This window comes from Streptomyces sp. B93, assembly GCF_018070565.1.
In the GTDB taxonomy this organism is placed as follows: Bacteria; Actinomycetota; Actinomycetes; order Streptomycetales; family Streptomycetaceae; genus Streptomyces.
The window spans coordinates 1-20,809 of record NZ_JAGPXL010000029.1 but is presented as its reverse complement, the minus strand read 5'-3'; the positions used below and the strand labels follow the sequence as shown (position 1 = coordinate 20,809).

Here is a 20,809-nt window from a genome sequence, read left to right as displayed (position 1 = left end):
GTGACGCACGGTGCGCCGCCGTCGAGGGGCCACGCCAGGGGTGAGGCGGTGGTGGAAGACGCCGTTCGCCGGGAGATCCGCACCAAGGTGCCCGCGCCGCTGTCCGGACCCCGGCGAGCACCGGCCGACGCCCCGGCGGCACCGGGCCCGTCCCCCCGGCGCACCGCCGTCGCATTCGCCGCCACCGGCAGCCGCTCCTTGCCGAGGAACCCCACCGCCGGGGACCGGGCCACCCGCACCCCGTACGACTCGACCTCCCGCGCGGAGCACAGCACCACGGCCGTGCCGGGCGCCGCCAGGCACAGGGCCCGACAGACGGCGAACCCGTCCGCGACCCCGCGCCCGACCCTGTCCTCACCGCTCAGACCGACGTCCAGCAGCACGGCGTCCGGCGGCGGGTCGTCGTCGACGATCAGCACGGTGCGCGGCATGCCCCCATCGTCACCACGGGCCGACGCCGCCGTCATCCGTGCGCGCACGGAACCGGACCGTCGCCGGTCCCGTGCGGACCATGATGTGCGGCCCCGCGCCGCGCCCAGACTGGCGTGACCGCGGGCGCGGAGGGGAGCGCCCGTGACATCGCCGTGTCGGCGGCGCTGTCCGGCCTCGGCGGGGTCCTGGCCGGCAGCGACCCGGGCCTGTACGGGGGGCCCAGGGACGCCGGGCACTGCGACAGGGCGGGGCTTGTCGACTTCCTCCAGGACCCGCGCAACCGGCGCAAAGCCGAGGAGTGGGCTGATGTGAAAGGGCTCGGCGGGGTCGACGAGATCGACGGGTACGCGCGGAAACTGACGCCCGTGCTGCTGCGCGCCGACACCCTGTCAAGAACCACGACTTCAAGAAGGGCAAGGCCGACCCCTTCGACGCGTTGCTGGAGGCGGGCATCGCCATCCTGGTGGACCAGTTCGGCGCACCGGCCGTCCAGTGCAGCTGCGGCAACCCGTTGAAGGCGTTCGACCACGACATCGGGGACGCCGACGTCAAGTTCGACGACCGCAACAAGAAGTGGTCGTCGTACGACGAGAAGCGCGTCGCCAAGGTGAAACCGGCGCCGGCCACCAAGCCCGTCGAGGTCTACCAACTCGTCGACGTCGAGGAACCCGACACCGGCCTGGCCCGCGAGGCGGGCTCCGACGGCACCACCGACGAGGTCCTGCCGGAGGCACCGGACCGCGGCACCCCGTCTGTCGACCCAACCGAGTCATTGGTGACGGTCCCGGACGGCCAGGGGCGGCCCGCGGACGAGGCGACAGCGTCCCTGGCAGCACAGGGCCGCCAGGTCACGACGACCGAACAGCCCTCCGACACCACGGCCCCCAACACGGTCCTCACCTAAACCCCGCCCCCCGGCACGGAGGTCCCACCCAACACCCCGATCACGTTGACGGTGACCCCACCCGCCCCCGAGGAGCAACCCCAGGAGCAAACGGACCCACCCCCCCACGGACGACGCGACGGGCGAACCGGCGGACGACACTGGCAAAGAAGCGGGCGGCCCCGACGGCAACCAAGGCAGCGGGCGGTATGTGTCCCTACTGCTGTCTCTCCAGTACCGCGTAGTCCGCGAAGCTGCGGCGGTAGCGGGTGTGCCGGGTCTCCTGGGTGTGCCGGCGTTGCCACTCCTCGACCTCCGTCGGGTGCGTGCACGGGCCCGAGCGGGCTCCGCAGTCCTCGTCGTCGCCGGACACGCACCGTGCCTCGTACTCCGGTTGGGCGGAGGCGTCCTGGACGATGGAGTACGGCACGTACCGGAAGACACGGCGCCCGGTCGAGCGCTCGTTGGCCGCCCTGACGCCCGCGCTGAGCCGTTCCTCCGGGGTGGCCGCCCTGATCCGTGCCGGGTCCGCCTCCCACTCGCGGCCGCCGCCGACGGGGCGCAGTAGGGCGTACGGTCCGAGTCGGGCCTGGAATTCGCCGACCTTGCGCGTTTGGGGGTCGTAGACGAGCGTTCCCCGTTTCATTGCCGCACCTTTCGTCACGCTGGGTGTACTGAGCGTCGCTCAGGGGAACGGTCGGATTCAATGCGTGGCGCGTGACACCGGGGCGTTGTCACAGAGGGGGGCGGGACCGTGAGCAGTCATGCCGAGATCTTCGGGGAGTTGCTGCGGCACTTCCGTGAGTCCGCGTGCCTCACCCAGGAGGCGCTGGCCCGGCAGATCCCGTGCGATCGGTCCTACGTCGCGAGGGTGGAGGCGGGGACGCGGGTGCCGCAGGACACGTTCGCGAAGAAGTGCGACGAAGTGCTGGGCGCGGGTGGGGTGTTGGTGCGGCTGTGGGGAAAGGTGGACTGGTATCCCCAGGTCGAGCATCCGGACTGGTTCCGTCGCCGGGCCGAGATGGAGCGGGAGGCGGTCGCGCTACGGGAGTACCAGATCCACGTGGTGCCGGGGCTGTTGCAGACGGAGGCGTACGCACGTGCGCTGTTCTCCCGCGCGCGGCCGGCTCATGAGGCCGAGGAACTCCTCAGGGCACGTCTGAGCAGGCAGGCGCGCTTCCTCACGGACGACGGGCCCTTCTACGCCGTCGTCCTCGACGAGAGCTGCCTGCGCAACGTGGTGGGCGGCCCCGCCGTGATGAGAGAGCAGTGCACGCACCTGCTGCGCGTTGCCGAGCGTCCCAACATCCACCTCCAGGTGGCCCCGGCGAACCATCCCGGACTGCTCCGGCCCAACACCTCCATGTCCCTGATCCGGCTGTCCGACGGGCACGAGTGGGTCTACTCGGAGTCACTGGACCGGGGTCACTTCAGTGACGATCCGGCCGTCTTCGCCCGGCACAGCCAGACCTATGATGTGCTCAGGGCAGACGCTCCGTCAGCCCTTCGATCGGCCGCTCTGATCAGCGACGCGAGGGAAGGCTACGAGCATCATGGACAGGCATCCGCTGGACGCGGCGACATGGATCAGGAGCAGCTACAGCGGCGACAACGGCGGCAACTGCGTAGAAGCGGCTCCCGCGTTCGACGGCCCCGTCGTCCCCGTCCGCGACAGCAAGACAACCCCTGACGGCCCCGTCCTCCACATATCCCGCGCCGCCTGGACAGCCTTCATATCGGCCCCGCCGATGGCCCCATAGCCAGGACGCCCCACTGGCGCGTGGCCGTGCGGGTCGGCTTTCCGTAGCGTCCTGGGCATGACCTCAGAGAGCAAGGGCACCGCCCAACTCGCGGCCGCGATGGTCCTCTCCGGCACGCTCGGCGTCTTCGTCGTCGAGTCGGGGGCGTCCCCCTTCAACGTCGTCTTCTTCCGTGTGCTGTTCGGCGCCCTCGCCCTCGGCGCCTATGTCGTGGCGCGTGGGTGGCTGCGCGGGCACGGGTTCACGCCGCGCACCCTCGGACTCGCCGTTCTCGGTGGGGTGTTCATCGTCTTCAACTGGGTGTTCCTGTTCCAGTCGTACGAGAACACGTCGATCTCCGTGGCGACGGTCGTCTACCACACGCAGCCGTTCTACGTCGTCCTGCTGGGCGCCCTGCTCTTCCGGGAGCGGCTCACCGCGGCCAAGGTGGGGTGGATCGCCCTCGCCTTCGCGGGGCTGATCCTGGTCTCGGGCGTCACGCCCGGCGACTTCACCAGCGGCGACGGGTACCTCACCGGTGTCGGGCAGGCCCTGCTCGCCGCGCTGCTGTACGGGCTGTCCACCCTGGTCACCAAGCGGATCACGGGCGTACGGCCGCATCTGATCGCCCTTGTCCAGGTCGTCGTGGGCATCCCGCTGCTGCTGCCCTTCGCCTCGTTCGGGGCGATGAGCGGGACCGGCGCCGACTGGGGGTGGCTGGTGGGGCTGGGTGTCGTGCACACCGGGCTGATGTACGTGCTGATGTACGCCGCCTACGCCCAGTTGCCGACGTCGAAGATCGCCGTACTGGCGTTCGTCTACCCGGCGGTGGCGATGGTGATGGACTGGGCGGTCTACGGCCACCACATCGGGTTCGTGCAGGCGCTCGGCGTGCCGCTGATCGTGCTGGCCAGCCTGAAGGTCACCCTTGCTCGGCGAGCAGCTTCCGCGTCTGCTCCAGGAACAGCCGGGCGTGCGCCGGAAGCCGTTTCCCGGCCCGCCACGCCAGCTGGGTCCAGAGGGTGAAGGGCGGCTGCCAGTCCAGCCGTACCAGGGAACCCTCGGCGAGTTCGGCGGCGACCGTCACCTCGGGCAGCAGCGCGACGCCCAGGCCGGTCGCCGCCGCGCGCTTGGTCGCCTCGATGGTGCCGAACTCCATGAAGGTCACGGGGGCGAGCGCGGTCAGCTCCCGCTCGAAGAGGTCGCGGTAGGCGCAGCCCGGCTCGGTGGCCAGCAGCGACACGGGAAGCAAGTCGACGGTCGTGAGCGGGCGGCCGGTCAGGGGGTGGTCCGGGGCGGCGACCAGGGCGAGGGGCTCGGGTCCCAGTACCTCCGTCTCCAGGCCGGGGTGCCCGGTCTCCGCCTCCATCAGGAAGCCGAGGTCGTAGGTGCCCTGGTGCAGCGCCTGCCGGGTCTCGTCGCCGATGGTCGTACGGAAGGAGAGGCGGACCTTGGGGTAGCGGTGGTGGAAGAGTTCGAGGAGGGGTGGCAGGCGGTGGTTGGTCAGCGACTCCATGGTGCCGACGGTGAGCGTGCCCTCGGGCTCCCCGGCGCTGCTGACCGCCGTGCGGGCCTCCTCCGCCAGCTCCAGGATCTGGCGGGCGTACGGCAGGAGGCGCTCGCCCGCCTCGGTGAGGCGGATGCGGCTGCCGAGGCGGTCGAACAGTTCCGTGCCGAGGGAGGATTCCAGGGCGCGGATCTGGCTGGTGACGCTGGACTGGGCGTACTTCAGCTCGGCGGCGGCCCGGGTGAAGCTCAGGACGGTGGCGACCTTCTCGAAGGTGACGAGCAGCCGCAGCTCCATGGCCCGACTAGTCCCGCTTCTTCTTCTCGTCGTCCTCGTCGTCCTTGAGGGACTTCAGGAAGTCGGGGTTGTCGTCGGGGGCCACCCACTGCTGGGAGCGGCCCGTGCGCACGCCGGACCAGCCCTCGGCGGCGGGGCTGCGCTTCTTGCCCGCGATCAGCCAGGAGATGGACCCGACCAGCGGGAACAGCAGCACGAGGATCGCCCACAGGGGCTTGGGGATGTGCCGGATGTCCTCGTCCTTCGTGCTGATGCAGTCGATGAACGCGTAGACGCTCAGTGCCAGCGGCACGAGGAACATCAGCACCCGCAGCATGTGGCCTCTCCAGCGGAGCGAAGGGGTCGAGGGCGGCGGACGCGGCCCCCAGGTACACGTTCAGGGTAGCCCCTCGGGAATACTTGTCCCCATGGCTTACGACGATCTTCGCTCGCTGCTCAGGGCTCTGGAGCGCGAGGGCGACCTCAAGCGCATCAAGGCCGAGGTGGATCCGTACCTGGAGGTCGGGGAGATCGTCGACCGGGTGCAGAAGTCCGGCGGCCCGGCGTTGCTCTTCGAGAACGTGAAGGGCTCGGCGATGCCCCTGGCGATGAACGTGTTCGGCACCGACCGCAGGCTGCTGAAGGCGCTGGGGCTGAAGTCGTACGCGGACATCGGGGAGAAGATCGGCGGGCTGCTGAAGCCGGAGCTGCCGCACGGGTTCGTGGGGGTGCGGGAGGCCTTCGGGAAGCTCGGCGCGATGACGCACGTACCGCCGAAGAAGGTGAAGTCCGGGGACGCTCCGGTGCAGGAGACCGTCCTGACCGGCGACGACGTCGATCTGGAGCAGCTGCCCGCGCTGTTCACCTGGCCGAAGGACGGCGGGTCGTTCTTCAACCTGGGGCTGACCCACACCAAGGACCCGGAGTCGGGCGTCCGCAACCTCGGTCTGTACCGCCTCCAGCGCCACGACCGGCGCACCATCGGCATGCACTGGCAGATCCACAAGGACAGCCGCAACCACTACCAAGTCGCGGCCCGGCGCGGTGAGCGCCTGCCGGTCGCGATCGCCTTCGGCTGCCCCCCGGCCGTCAGCTACGCCTCCACCGCGCCGCTGCCCGGTGACATCGACGAGTACCTGTTCGCGGGGTTCCTCGCGGGCAAGCGGATCGAGATGGTCGACTGCAAGACGGTGCCGCTCCAGGTCCCGGCGCAGGCGGAGGTGGTGCTGGAGGGGTGGCTGGAGCCCGGTGAGATGCTGCCCGAGGGTCCCTTCGGCGACCACACCGGCTTCTACACGCCGCAGGAGCCGTTCCCCGCGCTGACCATCGACTGTGTGACGATGCGCAAGCGTCCGCTGCTCCAGTCGATCGTGGTGGGGCGGCCCCCGACGGAGGACGGGCCGCTGGGCCGGGCGACGGAGCGGTTCTTCCTGCCACTCCTCAAGATCATCATTCCGGACATCGTGGACTACCACCTGCCGGAGGCGGGCGGCTTCCACAACTGCGCGATCGTCTCGATCGACAAGAAGTACCCCAAGCACGCGCAGAAGACGATGCACGCGATCTGGGGCGCGCACATGATGTCCCTGACCAAGCTGATCATCGTCGTCGACAGCGACTGCGACGTCCACGACCTGCACGAGGTCGCCTGGCGGGCGCTCGGCAACACCGACTACGCCCGGGACCTCACCCTCGTCGAAGGCCCCGTCGACCATCTGGACCACGCCTCCTACCAGCAGTTCTGGGGCGGCAAGGCGGGCATCGACGCGACGAAGAAGTGGCCCGAGGAGGGGTACACGCGCGACGGGGGCTGGCCGGACATGGTGGAGTCGGACCCGGACACGGCGGCCCTGGTCGACCGCCGCTGGAAGGAGTACGGCCTGTGACCTCCGCTTCCGCGGCGCTCCCCCGGCAGCCGGGGCGCACGAAGGCGTTCCTGCGCCTCGTGATGATCGAGCACTCCGTCTTCGCGCTCCCCTTCGCCTACATCGCCACCCTCACCGCGATGTACGAGTGGGACAGGAACATCCACTGGGGGCGGCTGCTCCTGGTCACCCTCGCCATGGTCGGCCTGCGCACCTTCGCGATGGCCGCCAACCGGATCATCGACCGCGAGATCGACGCCCGGAACCCCCGCACCGCCCACCGTGAACTGGTCACCGGCGCGATGTCGGTACGGCACGCCTGGACCGGCGCGCTGATCGCCCTGGCGGTCTTCCTGGGCGCGGCGGCCCTGCTGAACCCGCTGTGCCTGGCGCTGGCGCCGGTCGCGGTCGTCCCGATGGTCGTCTACCCGTACGGCAAGCGGTTCACGGACTTCCCGCAGGCCATCCTCGGCCTCGCCCAGGCCATGGGCCCCATCGGCGGCTGGCTCGCCGTCACCGGGTCCTGGTCCTGGGACGCGGTGATCCTGGGTCTCGCCGTCGGCGTCTGGATCGGCGGCTTCGACCTGATCTACGCCTGCCAGGACGTCGACACCGACCGCGAGACCGGCGTCCGCTCGGTCCCGGCCCGCTTCGGCATCCCGGCGGCCATCTGGGGCGCCCGCGCCTGCCACTTGGTGACGACGGCCCTCTTCGTCTGGTACGCCGTCGCCACCGGCGCGGGCGCCTTCTTCTGGCTGGGCCTGCTGATCGTCGCGGGCGCCTTCGTCTACGAGCACTCCATCGTCCGCCCCCATGACCTGTCCCGCCTGAACAGGGCGTTCTTCAGCGTCAACGGCTTCATCGGCATCGCCCTGTTCGCCTGCGCCCTCCTCGACCTGCTGGTGCGGGGGCTGACGGTCTGAGTCCCCCTGCTGTCCCGAGGTCTGGGTCCGGTTGCTGTCCGAGGTCTGGAGACGGGTCAGTAGCGCCAGCCGCGCAGGGCGTGCCAGGTGTTGGGGCCGACGATGCCGTCGACGGCGGAGGCGCCGAGGTAGGTGCGCTGGAACCAGCGCACCGCGCGCTCGGTGGCCGGTCCGAAGTCGCCGTCGACGGTGAGCCGCGACCCGCCGGAGGTGTTGCGGTAGTTCGTCGTGCCGTTGATCAGCGCCTGGATCTCCTTCACGTGGAGGCCCTTGCTGCCGTACTCCGCCCACTTCCTGCCGTAGTCGTAGTCGCACGTCAGCCCGATCGTGCTGCGCGTGTAGCAGGTGTCGTCCGCGGCGTACGCGGTCGGTGCGACGGCTGTGGCGGCTCCTGAAAGGAGGCCCGCGGAGGCGACCAGCAGCGCCAGCCGGGATCGTGCGTTCATGTCTCTCCTGCCTTCGGGTGAGAGGAAGTGACGGACCGCCGGCACGCGGGGCGGGTGGCGGTCCGGAAGTGAGGTCAGCCTGTCCTCGGTGTGACGGGCGGCGATATCATCCGGGACGTCCCGGGTGTCTCTGGGACGTCCTCGCCGCTCACCTGCGGGGACTTGGCCGGGCTGGTACGTCCCGGGGCACGGGCTGGGACGGTTCGGGTGCGCGGCCGCTGGGGGGACAGGCCAGTGCAGAGGGCCTGAGGCAGGTTCCGAGGGAGAGGACTCGTCTGTCATGGCGTCGTGGAGGCCGCTGCCCGACGGACTCAGCCCGCACGCCCACCGGTTGGTGACCCGCATGCGGCAGCTGAAGGACCGCACGGGGCTGAGCCTGTCGGCTCTGGAGAGACGTACCAGTTACAGCCGGTCGTCGTGGGAGCGGTATCTCAACGGGAAGATGCCGCCGCCGTCCGAGGCGGTCGCGGAACTGGCCGCGCTGGCGGGTGAGGACGGCCGGGCCCTGGGGCAGCTCCAGACGCTCGCCGCCGGCGACTGGCAGCGCTCCGCGTCGCCGGGGGCCGTGCCATCTGCGCCGTCTGCTTCGGAAGGGGCGGACGAGCCGGACGGTGCAGCGCCTCGAAGACGGGCCTCCCAGCTGGGCGCCTGGGCCCGGCTGCGGGCTCCCTACCTGATATCCGGACTGATCCTGGCGGGTACGGCGGCGGGGGTCGCCGCCACCTGGGACCGTGCCGGTGACGTGGCCGCGGGCGGCGGGTTCACCTTCCGGGCCGGTGTCAGCTACGACTGCCCCGTGACCCGCAACGGCGCCTGGCTCACCGCCGGTTACAGCGACACCCGGCGGGCGTATCTGCACCAGGTGCTGACCAGCTGGGACGTGGTGGAGGCGCAGTGCCTGCTGGAGTACCACGGTTACTCGGTCGCGGAGGTCGACGGCGCCTACGACGCGATGACCGAACGCGCCGTCAAACGCTTCCAGGAGGACCACGGCGGTCTGGTGGTCGACGGGGTCATCGGCGAGCACACCTGGGAGGTGCTGCGCCGTTGAGCGGGCCGCGCACGGAACTGGACCGGCTCGCACGGGAGCTGGTGGCCCTGCGGAAACGGGCCGGGCTCAGTCTGGGGGTCCTGGCCGAGCGCACGTCGGTCAGCAAGTCGGCCTGGCACCGCTATCTGAGCGGACGCAACCTGCCGCCCCGCCAGGCGGTGGCCGAACTGTGCGCCCTCACCGGGGAGTCACCGACGCGGCTGCTGGCGCTGTGGGAGGTCGCCGAGGCGGAGCGCGAGGGCGGTCCCGGTCCGGCACCGGTCGCCGGGGAGCGGGACGCGCGGACCGAGGGCGGGGAGCCGTCGGCGGTGCCGCCGGGGGGAGACACCGAGGGCGTGGCCGCCCTGGCGTCCGAGGACCCGGAACCGGAGGCCGTGGTGTCGCCGTACCGGCGTCCCTGGCGCCGGGTCGTGCGCTGCTGGTGGCCGGTCGGGGCCTCCCTGCTGCTCTCCGCCGCCGTGTTCACGGCCATGCCGTACGTCCGTGAGTCCGCTGCCGAGCCCACCGTGGCCCCGCCCGGTTGCCGGGGCGCGGCCTGCGACGGGGAGGACCCCGAGTCCCAGGGCTGTACGACACCGGGCACCGACTTCGGGGCCGTGGCGGAGGCGGCGTTCCCCGGTGGGGCCCGGATGGAGATCCGGCACAGCGCGCACTGCGGGGCGCTCTGGGCGCGGGTGTGGCTCGCCCAGGACGGCGACCGGATCGAGCTGCGGGTGCCCGGCCGTCCGACCCGGCAGGCCGTCGTCCGGGACCGGCACGACGCCGACGGCTATGTCTACACCCGGATGACCGGTGGCGCCCCGGAGGGAGCCGAAGCCTGTCTGCTGCCCGCCGACGGGGGACCGGAGCGCTGTTTCACCGCCTGAGGCCCCGCGTGGCCGGTCCGGACGCCGGGCTTGTCCCGTCCGCCGGTACGCTCAAGATGTGAACGCAGGAGAAACGCAGCGCGCGCCTTGGATCGTGGGGGTCTCCGGAGCATCCGGGACGCCGTATGCGGCTGCCGTGCTGCGGGCGCTGCTGGAGGCCGGGGAGAGCGTCGACCTGGTGGTCAGCCGGGCCGCGCGGCTCACGCTGCTCGACGAGACGGGGATCTCGTTCCGGGACGCCCACTGGCGGGACGACCTCGCGCAATGGCTGGCCCGGGGGGCCGACGGGAAGCCGGGGACGTTCGCGGTGGACCTCGCGGCCGTACGGTACTGGCGTGCCGGGGACCTGGCGGCGGGGCCGTCCTCGGGGTCGTACCCGGCCAAGGGGATGCTGATCGTGCCCGCCTCGACGGCGTGCGTCGCGGGTGTCGCCCTGGGCCTGTCCAAGGACCTGTTGCAGCGGGCGGCGAGCGTGACGCTGAAGGAGCGGCGGCCGTTGGCCGTGGCGGTGCGGGAGTCGCCGCTGAACGGGCAGACGCTGCGCAACCTCGTCGCCCTGGACGACGCCGGGGCGACCGTCGTACCGACCTCGCCCGCCTTCTACGCCGGGGCGACGCACATCCAGGACCTCGTCGACTTCGTCGCCGGGCGGGTGCTGGACACGGTCGGTGTGCCGCACCGGCTGTACCAGCGCTGGAGCGGTGAACTCGGCGGCGGTGGTGGCGCCGGTCACCCGGATCCGCACTGACCTCTCCTGCGACTCACCCGGATCCTCGGATCCACCCGAACTTTTTCAGACTCTTCAGCGGAAGGCTTCGATCGCATGGACGCGGTGGACAGGCAGCTCATCCAGGCCCTGAGGGAGAACGGCCGGGCCTCCTACGCGGAGCTGGGGCGCCTCGTCGGGCTGTCGGGCCCCAGCGTCACCGACCGGATCAACCGGCTGGAGGCGGCGGGTGTCATCACCGGTTACCGGGCCACCGTGAACGCCGCCTCGCTCGGCCTCGGCGTCACCGCCCTGATCGGTATCTCGCTCTCCGACGCCACCGACCACGAGGACGTGGCCCGCCGGATGAAGGACCTCTCGGAGATCGAGGACTGCTGGTTCATCGCCGGTGACGACTCGTACATGCTCAAGGTGCGGGCCAGCGACGTGGACGGCCTGGAGCGGATCATCCGGCGGCTGTCCGGCACCAAGGGCGTCTCCCGGACCCGTACCACGATCGTGCTGTCCACGAAGTGGGAGAACCGGGTGGGTGAGCTGCCCGAGGAGGTCTGACCGGTGGGGCGTACGGTTGTCGGAGTCGGTCACAGAAAGAGGTGTCGTATGGACGTCGGGCTCAAGCGCGAGCTGGAGGAGAAGGTCCGCTCCGGTGAGCGGCTGACCCGTCAGGACGGCATCGCGCTGTACGAGTCGGACGACCTGGCCTGGCTGGGCGGCCTCGCGCACGAGGTGCGGACGCGGAAGAACGGCGACGTCGTCCACTTCAACGTCAACCGGCACCTCAACATGACCAACGTGTGCACGGCGTCCTGCGCCTACTGCTCGTTCCAGCGCAAGCCGGGCGAGAAGGACGCGTACACGATGCGCATCGAGGAGGCGGTGAAGCTCGCCAAGGCGATGGAGGGCGAGAACCTCACCGAGCTGCACATCGTCAACGGGCTGCACCCCAACCTGCCGTGGCGGTACTACCCGCGCTCGCTGCGGGAGCTGAAGGCGGCCCTTCCGGACGTGTCCCTGAAGGCCTTCACCGCCACCGAGATCCACCACTTCGAGACGATCTCGGGGCTGAGCGCGAGCGAGATCCTGGACGAGCTGATCGACGCGGGGCTCGAATCCCTCACGGGCGGGGGCGCGGAGATCTTCGACTGGGAGGTCCGGCAGCACATCGTCGACCACCGCACCCACTGGGAGGACTGGTCGCGCATCCACCGGCTGGCGCACGAGAAGGGGTTGAAGACCCCGTGCACCATGCTCTACGGCCATATCGAGGAGCCCCGCCACCGTGTGGACCACGTGCTGCGGCTGCGGGAACTCCAGGACGAGACCGGTGGCTTCCAGGTCTTCATCCCGCTGCGCTACCAGCACGACTTCGTCGACATGAAGGACGGCAAGGTACGCAACCGGCTCCAGGAGCGGACGACGATGGCGACCCCGGCGGAGGCGCTGAAGACCTTCGCGGTGTCGCGGCTGCTGTTCGACAACGTGCGGCATGTGAAGGTGTTCTGGGTGATGCATGGGCTCCAGACCGCGCAGTTCGCGCTCCAGCACGGCGCGGACGACATGGACGGGTCGGTCGTCGAGTACAAGATCACGCACGACGCGGACAACTACGGGACGCCGAACAAGCTGACCCGGGACGATCTGCTGGAGCTGATCCGGGACGCGGGGTTCCGGCCGGTGGAGCGGAACACGCGGTACGAGGTGATCCGGGAATACGACGGGGCCGAGGCGGGGCGCAGGGAGATGCCTCAGCCGATGAGGGTTTGATTTTCGGTACGGTCCCGCGCCCCGAGGGGGGTACTCGGGCCGCATGACTGCCAAGGCGCCTGAGGATGCCTACACCGCCGAGCCCTTTGTTCCCGACGGTGGGGATCTGGCGGCCCTCCGGCGCGCCGCCTCCGGCTGTCGGGGTGTCCCCTGCAACTGGGGGAGCAGCCCGGGGATCAGGAGGACCGGCAGGGGAAGCCGTTCGCCCGCCGGGAAGCTGCTCGGCCGGGCGTTGGCGGAGACGGGCATCGATCCCGGTGAGGCGTATGTCACCAACGCCGTGAAGCACTTCAAGTTCACCCGGGCCGAGCCCCGTAAGCGGCGTATCCACAAGGCGCCCAGTCTGCGGGAGATGACCGCGTGCGGGCCGTGGCTCGCGGCGGAGCCGGCGCTGGTGGAGCCGAAGCTGGTCGTGGTGCTGGGTGCCACGGCGGGCAAGGCGCTGCTGGGGTCGTCGTTCCGGGTGACGCGGGTGCGCGGGACGGTGCTGGAGGAGGAGATCCACGGGCGCCCGGAGCGGCTGGTGCCGACCGTGCATCCTCCCCCAAGCTCTCGGCTTCGCTCGAGCAGGGAGGTGCCCCCAGCCGTGCTGCGGGCGGAGGACCGGGAGGGCGCGTACCAGGGGCTGGTCGCGGATCTGAAAGCGGGGGCGCGACTCCTGGCGTAAGGGCTACGATGGCCGCGTGCCACTTACTTTCACGCTCGACCCCGCCGTCACCCCGGCCCTGCGCGACGGCATCCTCGACATGTGGACGGACGTGTCCAACGCGGGCGGCGCCATCGGGTTCGTACCGCCGGTGGACCGGGAGGCGGTCCGGCCGGAGCTGTTGAGGCAGCTCACGGCGATGGCCGAGGGGCGCAGCCGGCTGGTCGTGGGGCATGACGAGGAGGGTCGGCTGGCCGCTTCCGCGTTCCTCACCTTCAACACGCACCGGCTGATGACGCACTGGGTGTGGATCTACACGGTGATGGTGCACCCCCGGTACCAGGGGCGGGGGTTCGGCCGGGAGCTGATGGCCGCCGCGGCGGACGCGGCCCGTACCTTCGACGGCATCGACGCGATCCGGCTGTCCTGCCGGGGCGGCCTCGGTCTGGAGAGCTTCTACGCGTCCTGCGGCTACAAGGAGGTCGGCCGGGTGCCGGACGCGATCCGGGTGGCGCCGGACGATCACCGCGACGACGTCACGATGTTGCTGACGTTGCGCTGACGCACCCCCGTCCAAGATCTTCCGGTCCTCGTGCTTCACTGGACGGTGGAAATGTTCCGGTGAAGGAAGAGTGGATTGAGATGCTCCGCTACACGCTGATGCGCCTCGGGATCTTCGCGGGCTGCTTCGTGGTCGTCTGGGGCCTCGTCTACTCCGGCATCGCCCCGCGCGGCCTCGGCGACTCCAACGGCATGTGGGTGCTGCTGCTCGCCCTCGTCCTCTCCGCGCCGATCAGCTTCGTGGTGCTGCGCAAGGAGCGGGACCGGGCGTCCGAGCAGATCGTGCGCAAGGTCGACCGGGTCAAGGCCGACATGGAGGCCAACCGCAGCCAGGAGGACCTGGCCGACGACACCGCGCGGGCGCAGGGCCAGACTTCCTGAACTGGCCGAAGACGGCACGGGGCACGGGGGTGCGAACCGTAGGCTTTCCCCATGGGTGCCGTGAAGACCAAGCGGATGCCGCGTGCCGTCCGTGAGCAGCAGATGCTGGACGCCGCCGTACAGATCTTCGGGCAGCGGGGGTACATGGCGGCGTCGATGGACGACATCGCCGAACTCGCCGGTGTGTCCAAGCCGTTGGTGTATCTGTACCTGAACTCCAAGGAAGACCTCTTCACCGCCTGCATCCGCCGCGAGGCCACCGCGCTGGTCGCCGCCGTGCGCGCCGGAGTCGTCGCGGGGCTGCCCGCCGACCGCCAACTCTGGGACGGGCTGCTGGCGTTCTTCACGCACACCGCGGGGCACCCGGACGCCTGGACCGTGCTGCACCGCCAGGCGCGGACGCACGGTGAGCCCTTCGCCGCCGAGGTCAGCGCGTTGCGCGCGGAGATCGTCGACTTCGTGACGCAGCTGATAGCCGCCGCCGCGCGGGAGGCGCACCGGGACCCCGATCTGCCCGAGCACGAGGTCGCCGGGCTCGCGGAGGCCCTCGTGGGGGCCGCCGAGTCGCTGGCGGCCTGGGCCAACGCGACCGAGGGCGTCACCGCCCGGCAGACCGCGGCGACCCTGATGAACTTCGCGTGGGCGGGGCTCGGCAGCCTGATGGAGGGGCGGCCCTGGACGCCGCCGCCCGCCTCGGCTCCCTGAGGATCTGTTCGGGGGTGCCTACTCGACGTACCCCAGGAGGTGCACCCGGTCCTCCCCGCCCCGCAGTTCGAACCGTCCCTCCCCGTCCGCCGCGTACCGCACCACCCCGGGCAGCAGCACCGGCGCCCGGAACTCGGCCCGTACCCGCACCGTCTCGTCCGTGCCGTGGGCGGCCAGACAGCGGGCGACGGTCCACATGCCGTGGGCGATGGCGCGCGGGAAGCCGAACAGGCGGGCGGTGAGGGGGTGCAGGTGGATGGGGTTGCGGTCGCCGGAGACCGCGCCGTACCGCCGCCCGATGTCCCCGCCGAGCCGCCACTCCTGGCGTACCGGCAGCGGCCGGTGCGGCGCGGCCGGGGGCGCCGTGGGGGCCTCGGCCGCGTGGCGGTGGTGGCGGGCGAGGTAGGTGCTGGAGGACTCCCACACGACGGTCCCGGCGTCGCGCAGTTCCGTCATCACGGTCGCCTCGGTGCCGCGCCGGTGCGGTGTCAGTCCGTCGACGTGGACGGCGAGTTCGTACGCGCCGGTGGCGGGGAGGGTGGCGTACCGGGAGATGGCGATGGACGTGTGGACCAGGCCGAGCAGCGGCAGCGGGAAGGCGCGACCGCTCATCAGGCTGATGGCCAGCGGGAAGCCGAGGACGTGCGGGTAGGTGAGGGGGAGCGCGTTGTCGCCGGGGGCGGGGAAGCCGCAGATCCGTTCGTAGGCGGCGAGGCGGGCGAGGTCGACGCGCACCTCCGGCAGCACCAGCCGGGTGCGGGGGAAGCCGGCGGCGCTGCCGGGCCGCTTGAAGGGGGAGAGGAGGGCGCCGCGGGCGAGCAGCGGCGTGAGGGCGGGAGGGCTGGACAGCGGGATCACTAGGCCCCCAGCAGACTCTGGCCGCACACCCGTACCACCTGTCCATTGACCGGCCCGGACGCGGGATGGGCGAGCCAGGCGATGGTCTCGGCCACGTCCTCGGGCAGTCCGCCCTGGGCGAGGGAGTTCATCCGGCGTCCCGCCTCCCGGATGAACAGCGGGACGGCGGCGGTCATCGGGGTCTCGATGAAGCCGGGCGCGACCGCGTTCACGGTGACGTCGTGCGCGGCGCGCGCCCGGGGCGCGAGGGCCCGCACCAGACCGGCCACGCCCGCCTTGCTCGCGCCGTAGTTGGTCTGCCCGGCGTTCCCGGCGAGGCCCGCGATGGACGCGGTGGCGACGATCCGGCCGCCGGGGCGCAGGGTGCCGCCCTCCAGCAGCGCGTCCGTGGTGCGCAGGACACTGGCGAGATTGACGTCGAGGACGGAACTCCAGCGTTCGGCGGGCATGTTGACCAGGCGCCGGTCGCGGGTGACGCCCGCGTTGTGCACCAGCACGTCGAGTCCGTCGGGCAGCGCGGCGGCGATCCGTTCGCCCGCGTCGGCCGCGGTGATGTCCAGGGCGAGCGCGCCGCCGCCGAGCCGGTCGGCGACCCGCCGGGCGTCCTCCTCGGCCGCGGGCACGTCCAGTACGACGACCCGGGCCCCGTCCCTGGCCAGCGTCCCGGCGACGGCCGCGCCGATGCCGCGCGCGCCGCCGGTGACCAGCGCGGTGCGCCCGGCGAGCGGGCGGTCGGGGTCGTCGGGGCTGGTGACGGGGCCGGGGCCGACCTCGATGACCTGGCCGCTGACGTAGGCGGACCTGGGGGAGAGCAGGAAGCGCAGGGCGGACTCGGCGGCGTCCGGGTCGGTGAGCCGGACGAGGTTGACGGTCCTGCCGCGGCCGATCTCCTTGCCGAGGGAGCGGGTGAAGCCCTCCAACGCCTGCTGGGCGGCGGCCTGGTGGTGGTCGGCGGGGTCGAGCGGTGCTCCCAGCACGACGATCCGGCCGCTGGGCGCGACCGTTCCGACGACGGGGTGCAGGGCGGCGTGCACCTCGGCGAGGGCGTCGATGTCACGGACGCCGGTGGCGTCGAGGAGGACGGCGGCGGGGGGTGCCGTGTCGTCGTCGGTGGGCAGGCCCGTGCGGGCGAGGAGGGCTTCGAGGGCCGGGTCGGGTTTGTCGGCGCCCGCGACCAGGTGCCGCAACGCGCCGTCGAGCCGCGGTCGTTGCGGTGACCACCGGCTGAGGGGCACCGGTCGGGGCAGTCCGAGCCGTCGGGTGAGGAAGCGGCCGGGTGCGGTGCCCGTGAAGCTCAGATAGCGGTCGGCTGCCATGGCGACTCCAGCTAGTGGGGGGACCGGTCTCGTCCTTACTTCGGAGTAAGGTTACCGTAGGTAAATCCCCGGGGCGCACGGGGTGACGGCCGCCCCCGCACTCCTCGGGGACTGCACACCCCCGTCCCCGGACCACCGCCGGAACATCCCCGAACCCGCACCAACTCCCCACGTGGGAGCCGTACGATCACGCTGCCGACCGGCGGCGCACCGCTGAGCCGCGGCCGCCGGTGAACGCCTCCGTACGCCTGCCGCGTACCTCATGCCGCGGAGCAGTGCGCCCGCAGCAAGGCCTCAGGAGCTGCCATGCCCATCTCGTACTCGTCCTCCTCACCCGTGCCGCCGGACCCGTCGTCGACACCGTCGGGGCTGGACTACGACCCGGACGGCGGCCCGGTCCTGGTGGAGCCGGAGATCCGGCGGCTGGACGGCGAGGTGCGCGAGGTGGCCGTACCGCCGCTGGTGCCGCCCGTGTCGCACGGCTCGCTCGCCGACGTGCCGTTCGAGAACGCGGCCGTGGCACCGGACGACCGCGTCATCAGCCGCCGTACGGACGCCGGGAGCTGGCACGACCTGACCGCGGCCCAGTTCGCGCGGGAGGTGCTGACGCTGGCCAAGGGCCTGACGGCGGAGGGCCTGGTGCCGGGCGACCGGATCGCGGTGATGGCGCGGACCTCGTACGAGTGGACGCTGCTCGACTTCGCCGCCTGGGCCGCCGGACTGGTGACGGTCCCCGTCTACCCGACCTCCTCCCTCTTCCAGACCCGGTGGATCCTCCAGGACTCCGGCGCCGTCGCCCTGGTCACCGAGACCGTCGCCCAGGCCGCCGCCCTCGGGCCCGAGCTGGGCCACCTGCCCGACCTGCGGCACCTGTGGGTCATCGAGAAGGGGCATGTGGACCGGCTCGCCGAACTGGGCGGCCCGGTGCCCGACCAGGAGATCGACGTACGGCGCGGGGTGCTCGGCCCGGACACGCTCGCCACGCTCGTCTACACCTCGGGCACCACCGGCCGCCCCAAGGGCTGCGCGCTGACCCACGGCAACTTCCTGGCGGAGGTCGACAACGCGATCGAACTCCTCTACCCCGTCTTCAAGGCCCGCACGGACGTCGAGCCGTCCACCCTGCTCTTCCTGCCCCTCTCCCACGTCTTCGGCCGGATGGTCGCCGTCGCCTGCGTCCGCGCCCGCGTCCGGCTCGGCCACGCGCCCAGCCTGAAGGCGGGGGACCTGATCGCCGACCTGGCCGCCTTCCGGCCGACCTTCCTGCTGGCCATCCCCTACATGCTGGAGAAGGTCTACAACAGCGCCCGCGCCACCGCCGAACGCGGCGGCAAGGCCGGCTCCTTCGACCGCGCCGCCAAGGTGGCCCGCCGCTGGGGCGAGGCGACCGAGGCCCGCAAACAGGGCACGGGACCGGGACCGGGCGCCGGTCTGAAGGCCGCCCGCGCCCTCTACGACCCGCTGGTCTACCGCCGTATCCGCAACGCGCTCGGCGGCCGGGTCCGCTATCTGATCTGCGGCGGCTCCCCGTTAAGCCGCGACCTGGCCGCGTTCTACGCGGGCGCGGGCATGGAGATCTACGAGGGGTACGGCCTCACCGAGTCGACCGGCGCCGCCACCGTCACCCCGCCCCTGAAGCCCCGTCTCGGCACCGTCGGCTGGCCGCTGCCCGGTACCCGCGTCCGGATCGCCGCCGACGGCGAGATCCTGCTCGCCGGGGGCCAGGTCCTGCGCGGCTACTGGGACCCCCGGGCGGGCGGCGTCGTCCCGGCCGCCGTGGACGGCTGGTTCCCCACCGGCGACATCGGCCGCCTCGACGACGAGGGCTACCTCACCATCACCGGCCGCAAGAAAGAGATCCTCATCACCGCGGGCGGCAAGAACGTCGCCCCAGCGCCCCTGGAGAACTGGCTGCGCACCCATCCCCTGATCTCCCAGTGCCTGGTCCTCGGCGACCGCCGCCCCTACGTCACCGCCCTGATCACCCTCGACCTCGACGGCACCCACCACTGGTGCCGGATGAACGGCCGCCCCCCGGTGCCACCGGACGTCCTCGCCCAGGACGAGGAACTCCACGCCGTCCTCCAACGGGCCGTCGACGAGGCGAACAAGATGGTCTCCCGCCCCGAGTCCATCCGCCGCTTCACCGTCCTGCCCGTCGACTTCACCGAGACGGCCGGCCATCTGACCCCGTCGATGAAGCTCCGCCGCCAGGCGATCCTGCGGGACTTCTCCCGGGAGGTGGAGGCGATGTACGGGGGCTGAGCGCTGCCGCCACCGTGTCGGCGAACGCGCGGGCCGCAGGGGTCAGGGCGTCCCAGCGGCGGACCGCCCAGCCCACCGTCAGGGGGCGCAGCTCGGGGATGTGGAGCAGGCGCAGGGGCCGCCGGGGGTCGCTGATCGGCAGGTCGGGCAGCGCGGGCACGACCGCGCGGCCCAGGCCCAGTTCGGCGAGGAGCAGGGCCGTGTCCCAGTCGGCGACGCCGGTGTCGTAGGAGAAGCGCAGGCCCAGGTCGGCGCAGGCCGTCTCCAGCTGGGCGGCGGAGGTGGAGTTCGGGGGGAGGCGGATCAGCGGCAGCTCCGTCAGGGACGCGGCGGACACCGCCGTACGGCCCGCGAAGCGGTCGTCGTCCGCCCGCACCGCCAGCAGCCACGGCAGCTCCACCACCGGCCGCTGCTCGATGCCGCGCACCTGCGGGCCCAGGGTGATCCAGGCCAGGTCGAGATCGCTGTCGGTGAGCGCGTCGAAGCAGGCGCGGCTGGAACTCTCCGTGCGGAACTCCAGGTTGACGCGGGGGTGCCGGCGTCGGAACGTCACGATGGCGTCCGCCATGAAGTGCCGTACGGTCGTCGCGCCCGTCGCCACCCGCACCGAGCCGCTCTCACCGTCGGCGAGGTCCCGCAGCCGCCGCAGCGCCAGGTCGAGCCCGGCGATGCCCTCCGCGGCGGCGGCCTCCAGCACCCGGCCCGCCGGGGTGGGCGCCACCCCGCGCGGCTGCCGCTCCAGCAGGCCGACGCCGGTCTCCCGCTCCAGGCGCCTCACGTGCTGGCTCACCGCGGACTGCGTACAGCCCAGGTCACGGGCGACCGCGCTGAGGGAACCGGCACGGCACACGGCCACGAACACCCGCAGGTCATCGAGGGTCATGACCGGAAGATACCCATGAAACCCAAGCTCTGACTTGGGAGTTGGCAGTAATCCTTAGGATTGACTCGGCCTTTCGCCGTGTACGACGATCGATGCAGGGCCCCGGGCGGCAACCCGCTCCCGTGCCGCCCTCGTCGTCCGAGACGTCCGGGCGCGGAGGCGGCAGGACGACGGAGCGGGTGCCGACCCACCGTCGCCCCTCCGCGAAAGGACGCCGCCGTGCCGACGACCCGCGCCGACGAAGCCCCCTTCCTCCAAGCCCACGCCCTGCTGCGCCGCTCGGGCGCCGAGGCCGTCGCCCACCCCGGCGGCACCCTCCTCGCCCACCTCGACCGGGTACGGCGACGGCTCGCCGGCTGGTCCGCCCCGCCCGCCCTCCAGCTCGCCGGGCTCTGCCACGCCTGCTACGGCACCGACGGCTTCCCCGCCGCCCTGCTGACCCTGGACCGGCGCGCCGACCTGGCGTCGGTGATCGGCGCGGAGGCCGAGGCGACCGTGTACGCCTACGCCGCCTGCGACCGCGCCGCCACCTACCCGACCCTCGCCGCGCCGGGGCCGGGCGCGCCGCTCCACGACCGGTTCACCGGCACCGCCCGGCCGATAGGGCTGCGGCTGCGCCGGGACATCGCCGAGCTGACCGCCGCCAACGAACTCGACCACGCCCGCCACGACCCCGTCTACCGCGAACGCTGGGGCCACGACCAGAACGCCCAGC

23 protein-coding genes and 2 pseudogenes are annotated in these 20,809 nt (G+C 71.9%); 18 read left to right on the top strand and 7 right to left on the bottom strand.

Translation table 11 applies throughout. The features are described from left to right. Positions 1-51: 51 nt before the first annotated feature. On the top strand, positions 52-549 hold the full coding sequence (locus KBY47_RS24495; RefSeq protein WP_210924244.1) for a hypothetical protein: 498 nt from the start codon (positions 52-54) through the stop codon (positions 547-549). Continuing rightward, positions 546-1,336: pseudogene (locus KBY47_RS37265) on the top strand (DUF6777 domain-containing protein). Before KBY47_RS24495 ends, KBY47_RS37265 begins: the two are co-directional and overlap by 4 nt. Before the next feature lie 196 nt (positions 1,337-1,532). Here the strand turns inward: KBY47_RS37265 and KBY47_RS24485 are convergent. Further along, entirely contained in the window at positions 1,533-1,961 is a 429-nt protein-coding gene (locus tag KBY47_RS24485; RefSeq protein WP_210924240.1) for a hypothetical protein, read from the bottom strand. A gap of 108 nt (positions 1,962-2,069) precedes the next feature. On the opposite strand from KBY47_RS24485, the gene KBY47_RS24480 reads away from it, so the two are divergent. From KBY47_RS24480 to KBY47_RS24475, 3 genes and pseudogenes are all read left to right on the top strand, one after another. Beyond that, a complete protein-coding gene (locus tag KBY47_RS24480) occupies positions 2,070-3,005 on the top strand; it encodes a helix-turn-helix transcriptional regulator (RefSeq protein ID WP_308405261.1) in 936 nt (311 codons plus the stop codon). Next, positions 2,953-3,075: pseudogene (locus KBY47_RS36705) on the top strand (DUF397 domain-containing protein); the annotation flags it as partial. The gene KBY47_RS24480 and the pseudogene KBY47_RS36705, both read left to right, overlap by 53 nt. 57 nt (positions 3,076-3,132) lie before the next feature. Beyond that, positions 3,133-4,080, top strand: a complete 948-nt coding sequence (locus tag KBY47_RS24475) for a DMT family transporter (RefSeq protein WP_210924238.1) — start codon at positions 3,133-3,135, stop codon at positions 4,078-4,080. Here the strand turns inward: KBY47_RS24475 and KBY47_RS24470 are convergent. Together KBY47_RS24470 and KBY47_RS24465 are read right to left on the bottom strand one after the other, a co-directional pair. Next, positions 3,977-4,858, bottom strand: coding sequence for a LysR family transcriptional regulator (locus tag KBY47_RS24470; RefSeq protein ID WP_210924236.1), 882 nt, complete (start codon positions 4,856-4,858; stop codon positions 3,977-3,979). The two genes, KBY47_RS24475 and KBY47_RS24470, sit on opposite strands and share 104 nt — an antisense overlap. 7 nt (positions 4,859-4,865) lie before the next feature. After that, complete coding sequence (locus KBY47_RS24465) at positions 4,866-5,174, bottom strand: PLD nuclease N-terminal domain-containing protein (protein ID WP_210924234.1); 309 nt, start codon at positions 5,172-5,174, stop codon at positions 4,866-4,868. A gap of 91 nt (positions 5,175-5,265) precedes the next feature. Between KBY47_RS24465 and KBY47_RS24460 the strand changes: the two genes are divergently transcribed. Both KBY47_RS24460 and mqnP read left to right on the top strand, forming a co-directional pair. After that, complete coding sequence (locus tag KBY47_RS24460) at positions 5,266-6,723, top strand: menaquinone biosynthesis decarboxylase (RefSeq protein ID WP_210924233.1); 1,458 nt, start codon at positions 5,266-5,268, stop codon at positions 6,721-6,723. Then, positions 6,720-7,625, top strand: coding sequence for a menaquinone biosynthesis prenyltransferase MqnP (mqnP, locus tag KBY47_RS24455; protein ID WP_210924231.1), 906 nt, complete (start codon positions 6,720-6,722; stop codon positions 7,623-7,625). The genes KBY47_RS24460 and mqnP overlap by 4 nt, the downstream gene beginning before the upstream one ends. Positions 7,626-7,681: 56 nt before the next feature. On the opposite strand, the gene KBY47_RS24450 is transcribed toward mqnP, so the two are convergent. Then, complete coding sequence (locus KBY47_RS24450; protein WP_210924228.1) at positions 7,682-8,071, bottom strand: peptidoglycan-binding protein; 390 nt, start codon at positions 8,069-8,071, stop codon at positions 7,682-7,684. A 280-nt stretch (positions 8,072-8,351) separates the two neighbouring features. Between KBY47_RS24450 and KBY47_RS24445 the strand changes: the two genes are divergently transcribed. From KBY47_RS24445 to KBY47_RS24405, 9 genes are all read left to right on the top strand, one after another. Further along, a complete protein-coding gene (locus KBY47_RS24445) occupies positions 8,352-9,122 on the top strand; it encodes a peptidoglycan-binding protein (RefSeq protein WP_210924226.1) in 771 nt (256 codons plus the stop codon). Further along, complete coding sequence (locus tag KBY47_RS24440) at positions 9,119-9,988, top strand: XRE family transcriptional regulator (protein WP_210924224.1); 870 nt, start codon at positions 9,119-9,121, stop codon at positions 9,986-9,988. Before KBY47_RS24445 ends, KBY47_RS24440 begins: the two co-directional genes overlap by 4 nt. 58 nt (positions 9,989-10,046) lie before the next feature. Then, positions 10,047-10,736, top strand: coding sequence for a UbiX family flavin prenyltransferase (locus KBY47_RS24435; protein ID WP_210924222.1), 690 nt, complete (start codon positions 10,047-10,049; stop codon positions 10,734-10,736). Between the two features lie 75 nt (positions 10,737-10,811). Continuing rightward, entirely contained in the window at positions 10,812-11,267 is a 456-nt protein-coding gene (locus KBY47_RS24430) for an Lrp/AsnC family transcriptional regulator (protein WP_210924220.1), read from the top strand. 48 nt (positions 11,268-11,315) lie between these two features. Continuing rightward, the gene (gene mqnE / locus KBY47_RS24425) at positions 11,316-12,479 is read left to right on the top strand and encodes an aminofutalosine synthase MqnE (RefSeq protein ID WP_210924218.1); all 1,164 of its coding nucleotides are present in this window, start codon (positions 11,316-11,318) and stop codon (positions 12,477-12,479) included. Positions 12,480-12,522: 43 nt separating this feature from the next. Next, complete coding sequence (locus tag KBY47_RS24420) at positions 12,523-13,146, top strand: uracil-DNA glycosylase family protein (protein ID WP_282108443.1); 624 nt, start codon at positions 12,523-12,525, stop codon at positions 13,144-13,146. 16 nt (positions 13,147-13,162) lie between these two features. Further along, positions 13,163-13,687, top strand: a complete 525-nt coding sequence (locus tag KBY47_RS24415) for a GNAT family N-acetyltransferase (protein WP_210924215.1) — start codon at positions 13,163-13,165, stop codon at positions 13,685-13,687. An 80-nt stretch (positions 13,688-13,767) separates the two neighbouring features. Next, a complete protein-coding gene (locus tag KBY47_RS24410; RefSeq protein ID WP_210924213.1) occupies positions 13,768-14,067 on the top strand; it encodes a DUF4229 domain-containing protein in 300 nt (99 codons plus the stop codon). 51 nt (positions 14,068-14,118) lie between these two features. Next, entirely contained in the window at positions 14,119-14,772 is a 654-nt protein-coding gene (locus KBY47_RS24405) for a TetR/AcrR family transcriptional regulator (RefSeq protein WP_210924211.1), read from the top strand. Between the two features lie 18 nt (positions 14,773-14,790). Here the strand turns inward: KBY47_RS24405 and KBY47_RS24400 are convergent, their stop codons facing one another. Both KBY47_RS24400 and KBY47_RS24395 read right to left on the bottom strand, forming a co-directional pair. Continuing rightward, positions 14,791-15,630 carry a MaoC/PaaZ C-terminal domain-containing protein gene (locus tag KBY47_RS24400; protein ID WP_308405260.1) on the bottom strand — a complete coding sequence of 280 codons (840 nt, stop codon included), beginning with the start codon at positions 15,628-15,630 and terminating at the stop codon, positions 14,791-14,793. After that, positions 15,630-16,946: a 3-oxoacyl-ACP reductase gene (locus KBY47_RS24395; protein ID WP_210924207.1), complete on the bottom strand. Its 1,317-nt coding sequence runs from the start codon at positions 16,944-16,946 to the stop codon at positions 15,630-15,632. Before KBY47_RS24395 ends, KBY47_RS24400 begins: the two co-directional genes overlap by 1 nt. Positions 16,947-17,252: 306 nt before the next feature. Between KBY47_RS24395 and KBY47_RS24390 the strand changes: the two genes are divergently transcribed. Continuing rightward, positions 17,253-19,211, top strand: coding sequence for a long-chain fatty acid--CoA ligase (locus KBY47_RS24390; protein ID WP_210924205.1), 1,959 nt, complete (start codon positions 17,253-17,255; stop codon positions 19,209-19,211). On the opposite strand, the gene KBY47_RS24385 is transcribed toward KBY47_RS24390, so the two are convergent. Further along, the gene (locus KBY47_RS24385; protein ID WP_210924203.1) at positions 19,111-20,094 is read right to left on the bottom strand and encodes a LysR family transcriptional regulator; all 984 of its coding nucleotides are present in this window, start codon (positions 20,092-20,094) and stop codon (positions 19,111-19,113) included. The two genes, KBY47_RS24390 and KBY47_RS24385, sit on opposite strands and share 101 nt — an antisense overlap. 219 nt (positions 20,095-20,313) lie before the next feature. Between KBY47_RS24385 and KBY47_RS24380 the strand changes: the two genes are divergently transcribed. Then, positions 20,314-20,809, top strand: a 496-nt coding sequence (locus KBY47_RS24380) for a DUF6817 domain-containing protein (protein WP_210924201.1), incomplete at its 3' end; no start/stop codon positions are given.